The following is a 16,177-nucleotide window of genomic DNA, read 5'->3' as shown; positions in this document are numbered from 1 at the left end:
ATGATTTACTGTCACCATATTATAGTTTAAGACTTGGATGCAAGTACAATGACTTAACCATAAATAGATTGCGATAATATTAATTGAAGTGATAAGCCATGATTTACCTGATCAAGGCCCCTTTGTGGTCTAGTTTCTGTTTTTCAGTTATAATGGAGGTTAATTGAATGATAAAATTGTTGTGAAATTTAGCGTGCCAAAATCCGGCAAAGAGGAGAAAGCCAATGACACAGTCCTATAAGTACATCATTTTAGGTGGCGGTATGGCTGGTGCCCATGCAGCTTATCAAATTCGTCAACATGACCAAGAAGGGTCTTTATTAGTTATTAGTCAGGAAGTGGACAAACCTTATTTTCGTCCCCCGCTAAGTAAAGAATTTTGGACGGAGCCTCACTATTCTAAGGAATCGATTTTCTATGACATTAACAATGATGAGTCTATCGATTTCTTATTGAAAACAACCGTAGCAAAAATTATCCCTGACCAACAAAAAATTGTAACAGATCAAGGCGAAAATTATAGCTACAACAAATTGCTCTATGCACCAGGTGGAGAACCTAAATGGATCCCTGGTCCAGATAGCGAGCGGGTATTAGCCATGCGAACTTTGGATGATTACCGTAACTTGGAAGGTTTGACTAGCAAAGACAGCAAGGTAATTGTCGTTGGTGGTGGCTGGGTTGGTGCAGAATTGGCCGCTGGGCTTAAGGTCAATGACATCGATGTTAGTCTAGTCTTCCCTGATGACGTTTTGAATAAAAAACGCCTTCCGCTCGAAATCGCTGAAAAATTCCAAGAAGCCTTTCTTGAGATTGGAGTATCACTTGTGAATAATGCCTATGCGGATTCTTATCGGGTAGAGGGTGATCAAGTGATCTTAAGTTTGGAGAATGGTCAAGAACTGACTGCGGATGTGCTAGTCTTAGGGATTGGCTTAGATCCACGGGTAGAATTAGCTGAAGCAGCTGGTCTTGAGGTCGATAATGGTGTTGTAGCCAACGAATACCTCCAAAGCTCTGATCCTAATATCTATGCGGCGGGTGATGTGGTGTCATACCCTGATGTTATTATTGGTCGTAATCGTTTTGGTCATGAAGACCAAGCCGAACAGTCTGGTGATACAGCTGGTCGTAATATGGCCGGTTTACAGGAAGTTTATGGCCACGGAGCCCCTTTATCCTATACAGATGTGTTAGGTATCTCTATTGAAGGGGTCGGTGAACTCAGTCGGAACCGTGATGATGAAATTATCGAAAAAGTGGTCGATGATGGCTATATTGTCTACTACCTTTCTAAAGGCAAACCTTCCGGAATCCTCACCTACAATGTTAAAGTCGATATGGATCAAGCCCGAGAAATTTTAGCCAATCCACCAGCTAATCCAGAAGACCTACCAGGCATGTTGAAACCGATGTAGAATATTATATAGTGTAAAAAGAGATTGGATTTGACCAATCTCTTTTTCCTTTTTGTTGATTTTGAGATGATTGCGCGCAATGAGCGATTGATAGTGTACGCAATCTGTCTTCTATAAAGTGTACTTATTAACAAGATAAAGATTAACCAATAAATTAGGTTATTTAAACTCCTAGCCAAATAATAAAACTAATAATGAAAATTATCCCAGCCACTAAATGAAAGGCAAGAGCAGTGTAAGCTTTCTTCTTATAGTTCATCATTTCTTGTTTTTGTTGCTTACTTAGGTTTTGGATAGGATATTTATTACGATGGATGAGATAGGGAATGATAAAACCATTACCATTGTTGCTTCCCGCATTGAGAACTCCCCACAATTTCGGATGAGCGAGTCCCCGAGCTTGGGCATCGATAAGCGTGAGTTGATAAATTGTGTAAGCTAGTAAGAAACCACCTACCAAACAAAAAGCACCTGAAACAATAAGTACAATAATTTGAGTAGTCATGATATTTGCTCCTCCCTAAAATCGTTTGATAATTTGATAGTAAACGACAGCTGCAAATAGTATAGCTAGTGTAAAAATCGCACTTAAGCGTATAGTGAGTGGGAGATAGGCGCTGAGTGCCATGATCAGTAAGATTAAAGCCACAATGATGAAACTGATTCTTAAGATTTTTTTGTTACTTTTGACGAGATTGGTGGATTCATCTAAGTGTTTCATATACGCGTCACTTCCTTTTAAGAGTTCATCTAGAGAAATCTGGTATAGGTCAGATAGCTTGATAATGGTAATGATATCGGGGTAGGTTTTATCGTTTTCCCAATTTGAAATAGATTGTCTCGATACAAAAACGGCTTGAGCGACTTCTTCTTGGGTGAGTTTTTTATTTTGCCGGGCGACTTTTAATTGCTGGCCGATTGACATAATCTTACCTCCTTTACACCTTAACTATAGTGTGACTTCTTAAATTTATCGAGCAAAGTTCTTAGACAAAGTGCTTTTTATCTTGTCAAAAGTCTTTGACATGGCCTTATATAGGCTCTTTGGATACTAATTTTGATCTTCAGTTTATAAATTAAGTGGGATAATTTGGTATTAAGCAAGATTTTCGTTATAGTGAACTCATTAAACTGAAGAGGGGATGGATATTATGACCGCACCTGAAATTACTTTAAATGATGGTCGTCGAGCACCGATGATTAGTCTCGGAACAGTAGGTTTGCGTGGTCAAGCGGGTAAGCTGGCTATTTTGGAAGCAATCCGTAATGGCTACCGAGCCATTGATTCTTCTACTAACTATAATAATGAAGGGATTGTTGGTTTGGCGGTAAAAGAATCTGGCTTAGCACGGACAGAATTCTTTATTACGTCCAAACTTCCTGGGTCTCACCATAATTATGACCGTGTTTTTGAAATTTTACAAGAACAGTTGGCACGGATGGGCCTAGATTATTTTGATGAGTATTTGATCCATTGGCCGAATCCTGATGAGGGCTTGTATGTTGAAGCTTGGCGAGCTTTGGTGGATGCCCAAAAACTTGGCTTAATTCGTTCCATTGGTGTATCAAATTTTGAACCAGACCACCTAGATGCTATTATTGAGGCGACGGGTGTCACACCAGCAGTTAATCAAATTGAAAGCCAACCCTATTTTAATAATGAAACAGTCCACCAATATAATCAAAAATTGGGGATTGTGACCGAAGCATGGTCGCCAACTGGTCGGACTAATAACGATGTGAAATCTAATCCTGTTCTAGCTGAAATTGGGGAAAAATATGATAAATCTATTGCCCAAATTGTTTTGCGTTGGTTGATTCAAAGAGGAGTAGTGCCAGTCATTAAATCCGGCAACCCAAATCACCAGCGTGATAATCTAGATGTTTTTGATTTTGAATTAAGTGATGACGATATGGAAAAAATATTTGCCCTAGATAAGGGTGAAGAAGGACGACTAGAAGATCAAAATCCTAACACTTATCATGAATATGTTTAATCTTTATAATATGAGAAAAACTCCCTTAAGGTTAATAAAACTTTAAGGGAGTTTTTCTTTATTGCTTATCGTATTGGTCAATAAAATCAAAGACAGTTTGGTAATAGTCATCAGGATCAAGATATTTTGATTCGCTGTGGGCTGCCTCTGGCGCAATGTAGCGTTCTTTTTCAGCAATAGGCAAGGCGTTATAAACGTCATGAACCATTTGATAAGGAACAAAGTCATCGGCAGTCCCATGGATATAGAGGGTTGGAGTGGTAGACTTAGCTAATAAGTCGGTGACTTGGCCATCTGAGAAAATATTAATATCTGCTCTGAAATAGGCCATAATTCCAGCCATGTGTAAGGCAGGGAAGGCTGGTAGGGCAAAACGTTGATGGAGCTCACTCTCAAAAACACCCCAAACACTGCTGTAACCACTATCTTCAATAACCGCTATGACTTGATCAGGAAAATCATCTAAACCGGAAGCAGACATCACAGTGGCAGCACCTAGAGATTGGCCATGGGTGACAATTTCACTATCTGGATGTTCAGCAATGAGAAATTCTAACCAATTAATCAGATCGTATTTTTCTTTGATGGCCATGGTAATGTAGTCCCCTTGGCTTTCGCCTAGACCACGTTGGTCATAGGTTAAGATGTTATAGCCTTCTTCATAGTAACGGTTGGATACGGGATACATGTGTTCTTTGTTGACTTGATAACCATGTACAATCACAGCCCATTTATTAGTTTGGTGTTCTTTGTCTTGTTTAAAAATTTCGCCTCGCAAGGTCAGACCGTCATCGCTTTTAATGCTGACGTCTTGGTGAAGAGACTTAGTGTTTTCTAACCAAGTGTCTACCCTATCTTCTTCTAAGGCCTTGTTTTTTGCGATAATTTGAGCGGTTTGTTTGGATTGCTTTTCGGTGCCTTCCGGTAGGGTTTCAACTACAGGGTCACGATCAGCACCGCCACTGTTAGGAACTAAGGCATAGTCGACGAAATAATTTCCAACGACTATAGTCGCGATAATGCTAAGTAAAACGAGAATACTAGCAAGCCAACCGACTATTTTTGGCCAGCGTTTTTTGTGGTTATTTTTGCTCATGACATCACTTCCTTTTTATTTAAATGTTATTATAGCAATCTTCATAGACAAATAGCGAATGATTCCTTAATGCTAGAGAAAAACGTCACTATTTGACCTTGTATTAGGTTATAATGAAAGTGGTTACAAGATTGGAGGGGGAAGTGATGAAGAAGTGGAAGTTAGCGATTGTTATTTTGTTGGGGCTAATAATGGTTGCATTTGCAGGAGTAACTTATTTGACTGGACAAGAGGTGTTTAATGGGGTCACCCATTTAACGAGCCAAGAAGAAACCCTAGAAAATGAAAAACATTACCAGGAGGGCTATGAGAACTTAATCGTCCCCTTAGAGCCAGAGAGCGCAAGCCTATCGTCAAGCCAAGGCAATTACGATATTCCCTACCTTTATCTTGAGAATGATCAGGCCAAGGGAATTGTTGTTATGGTTCACGGCCTAGGTGGAACCAAGAAAACCTTGGCACCCATAATGCGAACTTTTTATGATATGGGTTACAGTGTGATTAGCTACGACCAAGCTAATTCTGGTCAGAGTCAAGCTAACTACAATACTTTTGGTGTCTTGGAATCCTATGATACTTTGGATGTTTTAGCCTTTGCCCAAGAAGAAGTCGCGGATGGCCCTGTTGTCTTGTGGGGAGAATCTTACGGGGGAGCGACGGCAGTAATGGCAGCGGCTCGTGATCAAGAAAGGGACCAAATGATTGACTATTTGATTCTCGATTGTCCCTTGGCAGATAGCAATGAAATGATTGATCAAGTCTTTCAATTGGTCACAGATGAAACAGGGATTCCCATATCTTATTTGAAATGGAGCGGTGACTTATTCAACCGTGTTAAGTTAAATGTTCGTTTTGCTGATAGGGATGCCAGTGAGTGGGCCAATCAAATAACGATTCCGGTGTTTATTACGAATGCTGACCAAGATCAGCTCACTCCGCCCCATATGGCTCAAGACATTTACCAAGCCATTCCCCATGACCAAAAATATCTTGAGACCATGCAAGGTTATGGGCATTGTGAATTCACCTATAGTGAACCAGAAGCCTATCAAGCGATGCTGGCAGAATTCTTACAAGATGATTAATTTTTTAAGCACTAGAATAATTAAAATGGTTGATTTACAGTAGAAAGTCATTAGCTTAATAATATTACTAATACTGGTTCCTTTATTTAGGAGCCAGTTTTCGTTTTGATGAGCTTTAAGTTTTTTGGAATAAAATTCCGGATTATATTAAACATTCCCGTTTATATTGAAATCAAATTCCTGAAAAGCTATAATTAAATAAAGCGGTTACATTAAAGAATGGAAAGGAGTTGCAAATGTTTGGATTTTCGGTCTTTTTAAATGACGAAATTGATGAAGACTACTTACAAAGTATGCTAGCAGCAGGCTTTTCAGGGATTTTTACTTCTATCCATATTCCGGAAGAGGATGTATCCCATTACAAGCAACGTTTGGCTCAATTGGGGACTTTTGCTCGCAACCATCACCTGGAATTGATGGTGGATATTTCCCGAGATGCCTTAGGAAAACTGGGTGCCTCTAGTCAGCATGTAGGCCCCTTAGTGGATTTAGGAATTTCCGGTTTGCGTATCGATTACGGAATTGATTGGCAAGATGTTGCCGAAATTAGCCACCAGTTAAAGGTCGCCCTAAATGCAAGCACTCTCCAACAAAGCGACATTGATGCCTTAAAAAGCTTTCAAGCAGATTTTACCTCCATTGAAGCCTGGCACAACTACTATCCACGCCCGGAAACCGGGGTGGATAGCGATTATTTATTGGCTCGTAATCAATGGCTCAAGGCGAATCATCTCCCAGTGACGGCTTTTGTGGCTGGTGATAATGATAAACGCGGTCCTCTCTATAAAGGCTTGCCAACTTTAGAAGTGCACCGCGACTTACTGCCGCTAGCAGGGGCCTTGGCTTTAATCCAAGATTATTGCTGTGACCATGTTTATATTGGAGACCCTGGTTTATCCGCATCCAGCCGTGACCAATTCGTTACTTATATAGATGAAAATAGTATTAGCTTATCTGCTCAGTCCCTTGTGGCTGGTCATACGGACTGGTTAGACCACATTCAAAAACCTCATAGTAATCGATTGGATCCCGCTAGAGATGTGGTCCGTAGTCAGGAAGCGCGTCTGCGTCCCCTGGTTAAACCGATAGTAGCTTTGAATACTATCGAGCGGCCGATTGGAGCCATTACCATCGATAATGAGGGCTACCAACGTTACCAAGGAGAAGTGCAAATTGTTAAGCGTGCCTTGGCTGCTGATGACAAGGTGAACGTGGTGGGACAAGTCAAGTTTTCTCATTTGCCCTTGATTAATCAAATTGGACCGGGACAGAAGTTTGAAATTAGAATGGAGGCATTCAATTGAAATTAGAAAAACTAACCACAGAACAGCGAAATCCTAATACCATGGCGCTTGATCAAATGTCCGTAGGTGAAATGCTTGCGACTATGAATGCGGAAGACCAAGGAGTAGCCAAGGCAATTTCAGAAGTTTTAGCTGACATTGAAGAAGCTGTGGATAAAATCATTAGGTCCTTTAATCAAGGTGGGCGATTAATTTACATTGGTGCGGGTACCAGTGGCCGTTTAGGTGTCCTTGATGCCGCTGAATGTGTGCCGACTTTTGGAGTGTCGCCAGATATGGTCATTGGGTTAATCGCTGGTGGTCAAGCGGCGATGTTCTCAGCTGCAGAAGGAGCGGAAGACACCGGTAATTTTGCGGAAACAGACTTGGCTCAAATCGCGCTACAAGCCCAAGATACCGTGGTAGGATTAGCCGCTTCCGGACGAACCCCCTATGTCATTAGTGGGTTAGCCTATGCCGAGACTATTGGTGCGAGCACAGTGGCCCTGTCCTGTAACAAAAATGCTGAGATTAGCCAATATGCAGATGTGTCAATTGAAGTTGAAACTGGACCAGAAGTACTGACAGGTTCTACCCGTTTGAAAGCTGGTACCGCTCAGAAATTAGTCTTAAACATGTTATCGACCTGCGCCATGGTGGGTATTGGTAAGGTCTATCAGAATTTAATGGTGGATGTTCTAGCTACTAATCAGAAATTAGAAGACCGAGCCCAGCGCATTATTATGGAAGCAGCAGATTGTTCCTTGGAACAGGCGGAGCAAGTTTTTCAGGCAGCTGACCGCCAAGTTAAGGTAGCTATTGTTATGATCTTGACAGGTTTGGATAAGGCATCTGCTGAAGAAAAAATTGCTCAAGCCAATGGTTTTATCAATGACATTGACTATCCCTTAAATAAAGGAGGAGAATCTAATGACTAACAGCAATGAAAAACGTCTCGCTGCGGAGATTTACGCGGCTATTGGTGGCCCAGAAAATACTAACAAAGTTTATAACTGCATGACTCGGGTGCGGATTGAAGTCAAGAATGACCAAGCAGTGGACCTAGAGCAATTGCGCAGTTTGCAAGGGGTCCTAGGAGTAGTGGAAGATGATACCTTACAGGTTGTTGTTGGGCCGGGTAAGGCAGCTAAAATTGCCAATGAAATGGCCGCTAGCTCAGGAGTGAGTCAGGGGGAGAGTATTGATGAAAATTTAGACCAAGACCTCCTTTCTGGTCGTAGCCAAGCTGAACAGCTTGCCGCTCAGAATAAGGCTCAGCAGCACAAACGGAATGACACACCTTTTAAACGAGCTTTGAAGGTCATTGCCTCAATTTTCGTCCCGTTAATTCCAGCCTTTGTGGGGGCAGGTATTATTGGGGGGCTTGCCTCTATTATTGAAAACTTGATGACGGCTGGGACCATTGATCCTGCTGCTTGGACCAATCTATTTACTATTTTGAAGATATTACAAAGTGGCCTCTTTGCTTATTTGAACATCTATATTGGGATTAACGCAGCCCGCGTTTTCGGGGCGACAGATGGATTAGGGGGCGTCGTGGCGGGTGTCACCTATCTGACGGGCATGGCGCCAGAGAATCCCTTGCCTAATATTTTCACTGGTGGCGAACTGGCGCCTGGGCAAGGTGGTGTCATCGGGGTCATTATTGCAGTTTATCTCTTATCCTTAGTTGAGAAGGCGTTACGAAAAGTTGTCCCCGATGCCATTGATATTATTGTCACTCCTACCCTATCCTTATTGTTTGTGGGTATTGTCACTATTTTTCTAATTATGCCAGTGGCGGGCTTTATTTCTAGCTCACTGGTAGGCGCCATTAATTGGGTTCTCGCTGTGGGTGGGGCCTTTGCTGGTTTTATCTTAGGCGCAAGTTTCTTACCATTAGTGATGTTTGGCTTACACCAAATTTTGACGCCTATTCATATTGAAATGATTGCTTCCTCAGGTAAAACCGTCTTATTACCGATCTTAGCCATGGCAGGTGCCGGTCAAGTTGGTGCTGCTCTAGCCTTATGGATGAAATGTCGAAAAAACAAACAACTCACTAATATCATCAAAGGGTCCTTGCCAGTGGGTATCTTGGGAATTGGCGAACCCCTTATCTATGCTGTAACCTTACCACTTGGTCGCCCATTTATTACCGCCTGCTTAGGTGGAGGTGTCGGTGGGGCCATTTTAGGGGCTATTGGTGGGGTAGGCGCCACCGCAATTGGACCTTCCGGATTAGCCTTGATTCCTTTGGTGGCAGACGGTCAATGGTTAGCCTATGTGCTTGGTTTGTTGGCAGCTTATCTGGGAGGCTTTATCTTGACCTATTTCTTTGGGGTGCCCAAAGAAGCCCAAGAAGCTAGCGAAATTACTGGGGCTCCTTCTAATACCATGGATGCTTTAGATGAGTTATAATTAATAGGATGAGTAGAGGCTAAGCTAATAGAGCTAGCCTCTTATTACTAGCGATTTTGGCTAAGACTGAGGAGGAAAACCATGTCTCGTAATATCTCCCTAGCAATTAAAAATCAGTTGGCTTCTCTGCCTCGTTCAGAGCAAAAAGTCGGCCGATTTGTTTTAGATCATCCACTGGAAGTCATCAGAATGTCTACTGCTAAGCTTGCTCAAGCCGCACAATCAAGTCCTGCCAGTGTGATTCGTTTTTGTCATTCTATTGGTCTTGAAGGTTTCACTGACTTGAAACTAGCTTTATCTGCTCAAGGAGAACCTGCCTTGGATAGTCATTATACCGATATTGAACCCAATGAAAGTTTGACCCGGATTAAGGATAAACTAGCTATGAATACCAAAGCAGTACTTTCGGAGTCCAACATTAGTTTAAAAAATGACACCATCAATCAAGTGGTTGAAACCTTGAAGGCTAGCCCAACTATCTATCTCTATGGATTAGGTGCCTCTTATTTAGTGGCCTTAGATTTTCGACAAAAGTTTACGCGGATTGGCAAGCAAATAGTGGTTAGCCAAGACCAACACGAGCTCGCTGCTTCCTTGGCTATTGCGCCAGCGGGATCAACTTATATTGGTATTTCTTATAGCGGAGAAAAAACAGAAGGGCTGCACATGATGCGCTTAGCCAAGAAATGGGGATTAATGACGATTTCCTTGACTAAGGACTCGGACAATCCGCTGAGTCGCAAAGCAGATTTGGCCTTAAAAACGGCTGAAACTAATGAAGCCTTATTGCGAAGCGGGGCAACAATTTCGTTGCTATCACAACTTTATGCAGTGGATATCTTATTGTTTTACTATATGACTAAGGATTACGACAATACGATTAAACAGTTGGAACTATCCAAGCAAGCCATTACTGATCTAGAGGATTTCATTTCTTAACTCAATAGGTACGATGCACCTCGTCTGTCTTATTAAAAAACGGATGAGGTGTTTTTTATGGTTTTGTAATAAAAGAGTCATTAAAAAAACAAATCAAAATAATTACGATTTATCTTGACTTTAACGGAGGAGCTGGGTTATGATTTAAAACGTAATGATTACGATTACTAACAGTATTAAGTATGCAAAGGAGAAATGATGATGAAAAAACAGTTACTATTAACCCTATCCGCTGCCTTGGTGCTCGCTGCTTGTGCCAATCAGCAAGCAACTGACAATGCCGACACTGCTGCTGAAGATGCTACTAGTCAAGAAGTTGCTAACCAAGATCAAGGCAGTAAGATTGAAGAAGGGCACGATCATACTCATGATGAAGGAAATCATGATCACGACCATGCCCATGAAGAAGCTCACGACCATAACCATGACCATGATGTCACCGTTTCAACTGAAACTGTTGTCGATCGTGAGGGCGATAATTATATCGTTGCCCATGGTGATCACTACCATGAAGTGCCGGTTTCTGAAGTCAGTGATGATGAGCAAAAAGAAATCGACCAGTACTTGAAAGACAACCCCAATTTGAAAGCAGAACGCGAAGCCAAACAAAAAATTCAAGCCGGTTACTTTAAAGACGACCAAGTTGCGGACCGGACCTTAGAAGACTGGCAAGGCGACTGGCAATCAGTTTTCCCATACTTAGAAGATGGCACGCTTGACCCTGTCATGGAAATCAAAGCCTTGGAAAGTGACGGCGAAAAAACAGCTGATGACTACAAGGATTATTACACTACCGGTTACCAAACGGATATCAAGGAAATTAAAATCAAAGACAATAAAATTACCTTTATCAAAGAAGATGGTAGCGAAGTGACTGGTGAATATGAAGCTGCCGGTAGCAAGATTCTTGACTACGAAAAAGGGAACCGTGGTGTTCGGGCCCTATTTACCAAGGTTGGTGGCGACGAGGAAGCCTTCGAATCGGTCCAATTCTCCGATCACAACATTGCCCCTACTGAAGATGTGCACCATTTCCATATTTTCTTCTCTAATGATTCTCATGATGAATTAGCTAAGGAAATGGATAACTGGCCAACATTCTACCCAGCAGGCTGGGATGGTGACCAAATTCTAGACGATCAATTACATCACTAATCGACCGAGCGCCTTTATTTGAATACTTTTCTTTGGCAACGCACTTGCTTTTTATTCAAGTTGAAACTGTTGCAACGCAAATTTTAGCGGAAGTCCTGCAAGGGTGTCATTTTACCCTGAGTCAGAAAACTTGTTATAATGATAAGGAAACACAAGTTTAGAAAGGGTGACCTCGTGTGCAAGAGATTATTAAGGAACTTCCTATTGAAGGAATTAAGGAATTAAAGCCAGTGAGTGGTGGGGATGTTAATGCAGCCTACCATGTCATCACCGATAAAGAGGATTACTTCTTATTGGTTCAGGCTAATGCCTCGGAAAGTTTCTATACCGCAGAAATAGTTGGCTTAGAACTTTTTGAGGAGCATGGTATTCGAGGACCACGTGTGATTGCTCATGGCCAAGCTGCTGGTGATGCTTACCTACTCTTATCTTATTTAGAAGAAGGCCACCAAGGAAGCCAAGCTGAACTTGGTCAATTAGTAGCCAAACTCCATCAAGTTTCCAGTCCAAATGGCCAATTTGGTTTTGACTACCCTTATGCAGGAGCTGCCATTTCCTTTGCCAACCAATGGACTGATTCCTGGCGGGAACTCTTTATCAATGAGCGCATGGACCAACTCAGCCAAGCCTTATTAGACCAAGGGTTATGGAGTGAAGATGATATGGCACGTTATCAAGAAGCACGTCAAGTCATGGTGGAAGCCTTAGACAATCATGCTAGCCAAGCGGTCTTAGTTCATGGCGACCTCTGGGCAGGAAACTACATGTTCCTTAGCGATGGTGCACCGGCCTTGTTTGACCCTAGTCCGCTCTATGGGGACCGCGAATTCGATTTGGGCATCACCACTGTCTTTGGTGGCTACACCGAAGAGTTTTATCAAGCTTATAGTGAAATTTTGCCCCTAGAAGATGGTTACCAATTACGTTTAGAATTTTACCGACTCTATCTCTTCATGATCCATTTATTAAAATTTGGCCAAATTTATGCGGGATCAGTCAAGCAAAGTCTTAACCATATTCTTGCAGAGAAATAGTTTAGCGACACCAACCAGAGTCTTTAGGACTCTGGTTTTTTTGTGCTGTTTTAGGTCAGCTTTATCTTGTTTGGTGATTAGCTAGAAGGGCATCCTTTAAGAGGATTTACTAGAGAGACTGGTACTTTTTTGAGTCAGCTTTTTTAGAGACGAGGGAGTTATTCAATAGGCGGAAATCTACTTTCACTACGTATTTATAGATAGGAGAGATTTTTCATGGAAAGGGAGAGAGTAAGATGGCTGGGATTAAACGATTGGCCCTTTTGAAAGAAATGCAAGCCCGAAAACTATTATCAAACAAAGCGGATTTGGAACGAGAATGGAGTTGGCAAGAAAAGGGAATGCAAGGAGAAAAGACTATGGAAGAATTACTGGTAGAAGACTTACCCCAAGTAGTCACCATACTCCATGATGTCACCTTGGAATTTGCTGGGCTTACCCAATGCGACTTTATCGCACTGACTGCTAACTTTTGGTTACTAGTCGAAGTGAAAAATTATAACGGCTTAATGACCTATCAAGACCAGCGCTGTCGACTACGAGGCGAAGACCTGCGTGCCGACCAAATGGCAGCTATGCGCAACCGCCTCCGCATTGTAAAAAAATTAGCGCATAGTGTCGACCCCAAGCTAGTTGTAGAAGCTGCCATGGTCTTTATCCATCCCAATGGTGAAGTCGAATGGGATAGCCAGGAAGACTTTGCCATCCTGACACGGAATCAAATCCACCCCTCCAAACGAAACCCTCCACTAATTAACTAGTGGAGGGGATGGAAATTTATCTAATGTACGTTTAGACGTTGGGTTTGTTGATGGAGAATCAGACTAGTGATGAAGATGCCTAAGATTGTGGCTAGGTATGGATAGTCATTGACATATTGCATAATAGTGGATACGAGGACGGTATCAGAGATATAGCCAATGACAATTCCAAAAATAAATCCGAAAAATGCAAGCCCAAACATTCCCCAGAGTAGCATGGTCTGGCTAGAAAATTTATAAATCAGTAGGCTAATGATATTAGCAACGATGATCAAAATAAAGTCACTGAAAAAAGTTAATAGGAAAGGGTCGTTGTTATTACTTATGCCTAGTAAGGCGGTCAATAGGCTAATGCCAGCTAACCAAGCCAAGAGGCCGACGAAAAAGTTTTGTCGGTTAACCCCTAAGCGCAAAGCCGTGTCAAATAACTCTTCACCTACAGTCATACTGAGTATTATCAGAAGGATACGGACGATATATTTTAGAAAATCCCAAGCAGGATAAAGGAAGTCACTTATCCAGTCACCAGATGAAGCGGTGAAGAAGAAAAGTAAACCTGATAGTGCTGCTGTTCCTAGAATAATAATAAGTAAGTAGTTGACGAGTTGACGTCCAAGTCGTTCGGTACCTACCAGTAATAGTTTGCCCATTTTATTCATGATCATCGCCTCCAACTAAATGATTAAAGAGTGTCTGAATGCTGAGTGGTTCAACTTTGCCACCTTGGTTTCTGATGTTCGCAAGGGTTTCATGAGTGATATTAGCGTAGATATCTCGCCGTAAAACGGACCCCATCTTTTGGCTAGCTAGAACGCCAGGTAGGTCGCCATCGTAATTACTGACCCGGAAGCTTTGTCCTTGAAGACTTTCAATCGTATCCTGAACGATAACTTTGCCATCCTTTAGAATGATGATATCTGTTAAGTAATTTTCAACCTCGGAAATGAGATGGGTTGAAATAATAAACAAACGTGGGTGATTCGTGTATTCCTCCATCAAAGTTTGGAAAAATTCTTTACGATTCACTGAATCCAGGCCATTAGTTGGTTCATCCAAAATCACCACGGGGGTGCGGGTAGAAATCCCCAGAATATTTTGAAAGATGGTTTTGTTTCCGGTCGAAAGTTTGCGGTATTTCATTTTAGGGTCCAGCTTAAAGTGCTGCATCAGTGCTAGGGCAGTATCCTTATCGAAATCAGCGATGACTTGGTCGTAATAACGAACCGTAGCGCCTAATTTTTCCGATAATATCCGGTTATCCTTGTTGAAGCCATTACCGAAAAGGGTAATCTGACCTAAGGCTTGGCTATTCGTACGGACATTTTCCTTATCAAAGTTAACCTGACCTTGGTAACGGGTGATTTGATTAGCAATAATTTGCATAAGTGTGGTTTTACCAACTCCGTTACGTCCGAGTAAACCATAGATACCAGTTTCATTGGTGAAATCAATGCTGACATCCTTTAGCACCGGCTGGTTTTTATATGTCTTGTTGATATTAACTGTCTGTAGCATGGTAGGCCTCCTTAATCAATTGACTGAGTTCTTCATCATTTAAACTTAGAGCGCGTCCTTCTTTCACAAAGGCCGGAACACTCTGCTCAATGAAATGTTGGCGTCGTTCTTGAGTGATGATGTCTTTGGCTTCAGGAGTCACAAACATCCCCACTCCCCGTTTCTTGTAAAGGACTCCCTTTACCACTAAGGCATTAAGTCCTTTACCAGCAGTAGCGGGATTCACTTCCATGTTACGCGCAAACTCATTCATGGACGGCACCTTATCATGAGACGACAAGGCGCCCGACATAATTTCATCTTCAATGAATTGCGAAATCTGTAAGAAGATAGGGATTTCCATAGCCAACCTCCTTTTTAAATTAAATACTAGTAATAATTAACACAGCTTAGTCACCTAACTGGTTAGTTAGTCAAGTAACTAACCAACTTACAACTTAAGTATAACGAATACTTCCCTCTTGTCAAGAAAAAATAAAAATAAAGACAAAAAAACCCATTTAAGCATTCGCTTAAATGGGTGTTAACAATAAAAATTAAATTATGGAGACGATCGGGCTCGAACCGACGACCTCTACACTGCCAGTGTAGCGCTCTCCCAACTGAGCTACGCCCCCAAAACAATATATTTATTCTATAGCTTTTACGTGGGCAAGTCAATAGGCTATGAGTAATTTTTTTAGGTATAATCCTATATTGCCTAAAAATAATCAGAATCAGGATATCGCATCTGTGACTGACCCAATGCCAATAAAAAAGGCTAGAACGCATGGTTCTAACCTTAATAGTCATAGGTACTTATTAATTAGGCAGTTTCTAATTCACCTGGGTAGTCGGGAACACCTTTTTCAACATTTGTAGCATCAAAGCCATGTTGGTCAAGGATTTTAGTTCCTTGCTTGGACCCTTTACCATCATGACAAATCACATAATAAGCTTTGTCTTTGTCTAATTTGTCGAGATTGTCTTCGATTTCAGATAGTGGGAAGTGAACAGCACCAGGAACATGGCCCTTGTCATAGAGTTCTTTAGGACGTACATCCAAAATGTTAGGTGCTTGACCGTCTTGTACAATTTGATGGAATTCTTCAACTGTTACTTGTTTCATTGTATCAACCTCCTTAGCCATAGCATAGCCCTTATTGGTTAAATAAGCAAATGATGTGCTGAGGGGAGGTAAATTAGGGCATCATTCCATATAACGTTTTTGCAAAAGTGGAAGGATGAAAAATCGTTTGATTTTATTGCTTAAAAGCCTAGTCAAACAATAGATATTTCGGTAAAATGAACGTATCACTTACCAAATAATAGTTACAGGCAATAAAAAAAGCGCCGAGACAGCGCCACATTAGTTGGAAACGGACATAGCCTTATTTTAACTTGCTGTGTAGTTTCGAATGATACTAACAAATGTATTATAACTGCTTACTATTACTTTTGTCAACAGGTCGAAAATATTATTTAGGAGGAAAC

General features: G+C 41.5%; 17 protein-coding genes and 1 tRNA gene. 10 read left to right on the top strand and 8 right to left on the bottom strand.

Going from position 1 to position 16,177, the window contains the following annotated elements; translation table 11 throughout:
* Window positions 1-224: 224 nt before the first annotated feature.
* On the top strand, window positions 225-1,418 hold the full coding sequence (locus OW157_RS04005; RefSeq protein WP_268752047.1) for an NAD(P)/FAD-dependent oxidoreductase: 1,194 nt from the start codon (window positions 225-227) through the stop codon (window positions 1,416-1,418).
* Window positions 1,419-1,581: 163 nt separating this feature from the next.
* On the opposite strand, the gene OW157_RS04000 is transcribed toward OW157_RS04005, so the two are convergent.
* On the bottom strand, window positions 1,582-1,923 hold the full coding sequence (locus OW157_RS04000) for a hypothetical protein (protein WP_268752046.1): 342 nt from the start codon (window positions 1,921-1,923) through the stop codon (window positions 1,582-1,584).
* 15 nt (window positions 1,924-1,938) lie between these two features.
* A complete protein-coding gene (locus tag OW157_RS03995) occupies window positions 1,939-2,343 on the bottom strand; it encodes a helix-turn-helix domain-containing protein (protein ID WP_268752045.1) in 405 nt (134 codons plus the stop codon).
* Between the two features lie 226 nt (window positions 2,344-2,569).
* On the opposite strand from OW157_RS03995, the gene OW157_RS03990 reads away from it, so the two are divergent.
* Entirely contained in the window at window positions 2,570-3,415 is an 846-nt protein-coding gene (locus OW157_RS03990; RefSeq protein WP_268752044.1) for an aldo/keto reductase, read from the top strand.
* Window positions 3,416-3,473: 58 nt separating this feature from the next.
* On the opposite strand, the gene OW157_RS03985 is transcribed toward OW157_RS03990, so the two are convergent.
* Entirely contained in the window at window positions 3,474-4,511 is a 1,038-nt protein-coding gene (locus OW157_RS03985) for an alpha/beta hydrolase (RefSeq protein ID WP_268752043.1), read from the bottom strand.
* Window positions 4,512-4,657: 146 nt separating this feature from the next.
* Between OW157_RS03985 and OW157_RS03980 the strand changes: the two genes are divergently transcribed.
* The 8 genes from OW157_RS03980 (at window position 4,658) to OW157_RS03945 (ending at window position 13,189) form a co-directional block, all read left to right on the top strand.
* Window positions 4,658-5,596: an alpha/beta hydrolase gene (locus tag OW157_RS03980; protein WP_268752042.1), complete on the top strand. Its 939-nt coding sequence runs from the start codon at window positions 4,658-4,660 to the stop codon at window positions 5,594-5,596.
* 236 nt (window positions 5,597-5,832) lie between these two features.
* Entirely contained in the window at window positions 5,833-6,900 is a 1,068-nt protein-coding gene (locus OW157_RS03975; RefSeq protein ID WP_268752041.1) for a DUF871 domain-containing protein, read from the top strand.
* On the top strand, window positions 6,897-7,817 hold the full coding sequence (murQ, locus tag OW157_RS03970; protein ID WP_268752040.1) for an N-acetylmuramic acid 6-phosphate etherase: 921 nt from the start codon (window positions 6,897-6,899) through the stop codon (window positions 7,815-7,817). Before OW157_RS03975 ends, murQ begins: the two co-directional genes overlap by 4 nt.
* Window positions 7,810-9,300, top strand: a complete 1,491-nt coding sequence (locus tag OW157_RS03965) for a PTS transporter subunit EIIC (RefSeq protein WP_268752039.1) — start codon at window positions 7,810-7,812, stop codon at window positions 9,298-9,300. Before murQ ends, OW157_RS03965 begins: the two co-directional genes overlap by 8 nt.
* Window positions 9,301-9,381: 81 nt before the next feature.
* Window positions 9,382-10,239, top strand: coding sequence for a MurR/RpiR family transcriptional regulator (locus tag OW157_RS03960; RefSeq protein WP_268752038.1), 858 nt, complete (start codon window positions 9,382-9,384; stop codon window positions 10,237-10,239).
* Window positions 10,240-10,440: 201 nt separating this feature from the next.
* Window positions 10,441-11,394 (top strand): ZinT/AdcA family metal-binding protein, encoded by a 954-nt coding sequence (locus OW157_RS03955; protein ID WP_268752037.1) that lies wholly within the window; start codon window positions 10,441-10,443, stop codon window positions 11,392-11,394.
* A gap of 176 nt (window positions 11,395-11,570) precedes the next feature.
* Window positions 11,571-12,428 (top strand): fructosamine kinase family protein, encoded by an 858-nt coding sequence (locus tag OW157_RS03950; protein WP_268752036.1) that lies wholly within the window; start codon window positions 11,571-11,573, stop codon window positions 12,426-12,428.
* A 236-nt stretch (window positions 12,429-12,664) separates the two neighbouring features.
* Entirely contained in the window at window positions 12,665-13,189 is a 525-nt protein-coding gene (locus tag OW157_RS03945) for a nuclease-related domain-containing protein (RefSeq protein WP_268752035.1), read from the top strand.
* A gap of 20 nt (window positions 13,190-13,209) precedes the next feature.
* On the opposite strand, the gene OW157_RS03940 is transcribed toward OW157_RS03945, so the two are convergent.
* From OW157_RS03940 to OW157_RS03920, 5 genes are all read right to left on the bottom strand, one after another.
* On the bottom strand, window positions 13,210-13,848 hold the full coding sequence (locus OW157_RS03940) for a hypothetical protein (protein WP_268752034.1): 639 nt from the start codon (window positions 13,846-13,848) through the stop codon (window positions 13,210-13,212).
* A complete protein-coding gene (locus OW157_RS03935; protein WP_268752033.1) occupies window positions 13,841-14,704 on the bottom strand; it encodes an ATP-binding cassette domain-containing protein in 864 nt (287 codons plus the stop codon). The genes OW157_RS03940 and OW157_RS03935 overlap by 8 nt, the downstream gene beginning before the upstream one ends.
* On the bottom strand, window positions 14,688-15,047 hold the full coding sequence (locus OW157_RS03930) for a GntR family transcriptional regulator (RefSeq protein ID WP_268752032.1): 360 nt from the start codon (window positions 15,045-15,047) through the stop codon (window positions 14,688-14,690). The genes OW157_RS03935 and OW157_RS03930 overlap by 17 nt, the downstream gene beginning before the upstream one ends.
* A gap of 201 nt (window positions 15,048-15,248) precedes the next feature.
* A tRNA-Ala gene (locus tag OW157_RS03925) sits at window positions 15,249-15,321 on the bottom strand.
* A gap of 188 nt (window positions 15,322-15,509) precedes the next feature.
* Window positions 15,510-15,812 carry a rhodanese-like domain-containing protein gene (locus tag OW157_RS03920; protein WP_268752031.1) on the bottom strand — a complete coding sequence of 101 codons (303 nt, stop codon included), beginning with the start codon at window positions 15,810-15,812 and terminating at the stop codon, window positions 15,510-15,512.
* Between the last annotated feature and the right edge of the window lie 365 nt (window positions 15,813-16,177).

Source organism: Aerococcus kribbianus, from assembly GCF_026805545.1.
GTDB classification, from domain to species: Bacteria; Bacillota; Bacilli; order Lactobacillales; family Aerococcaceae; genus Aerococcus; species Aerococcus kribbianus.
The sequence above is the reverse complement of the archived record's forward strand: the minus strand, read 5'-3'. Positions and strand labels throughout refer to the sequence as shown.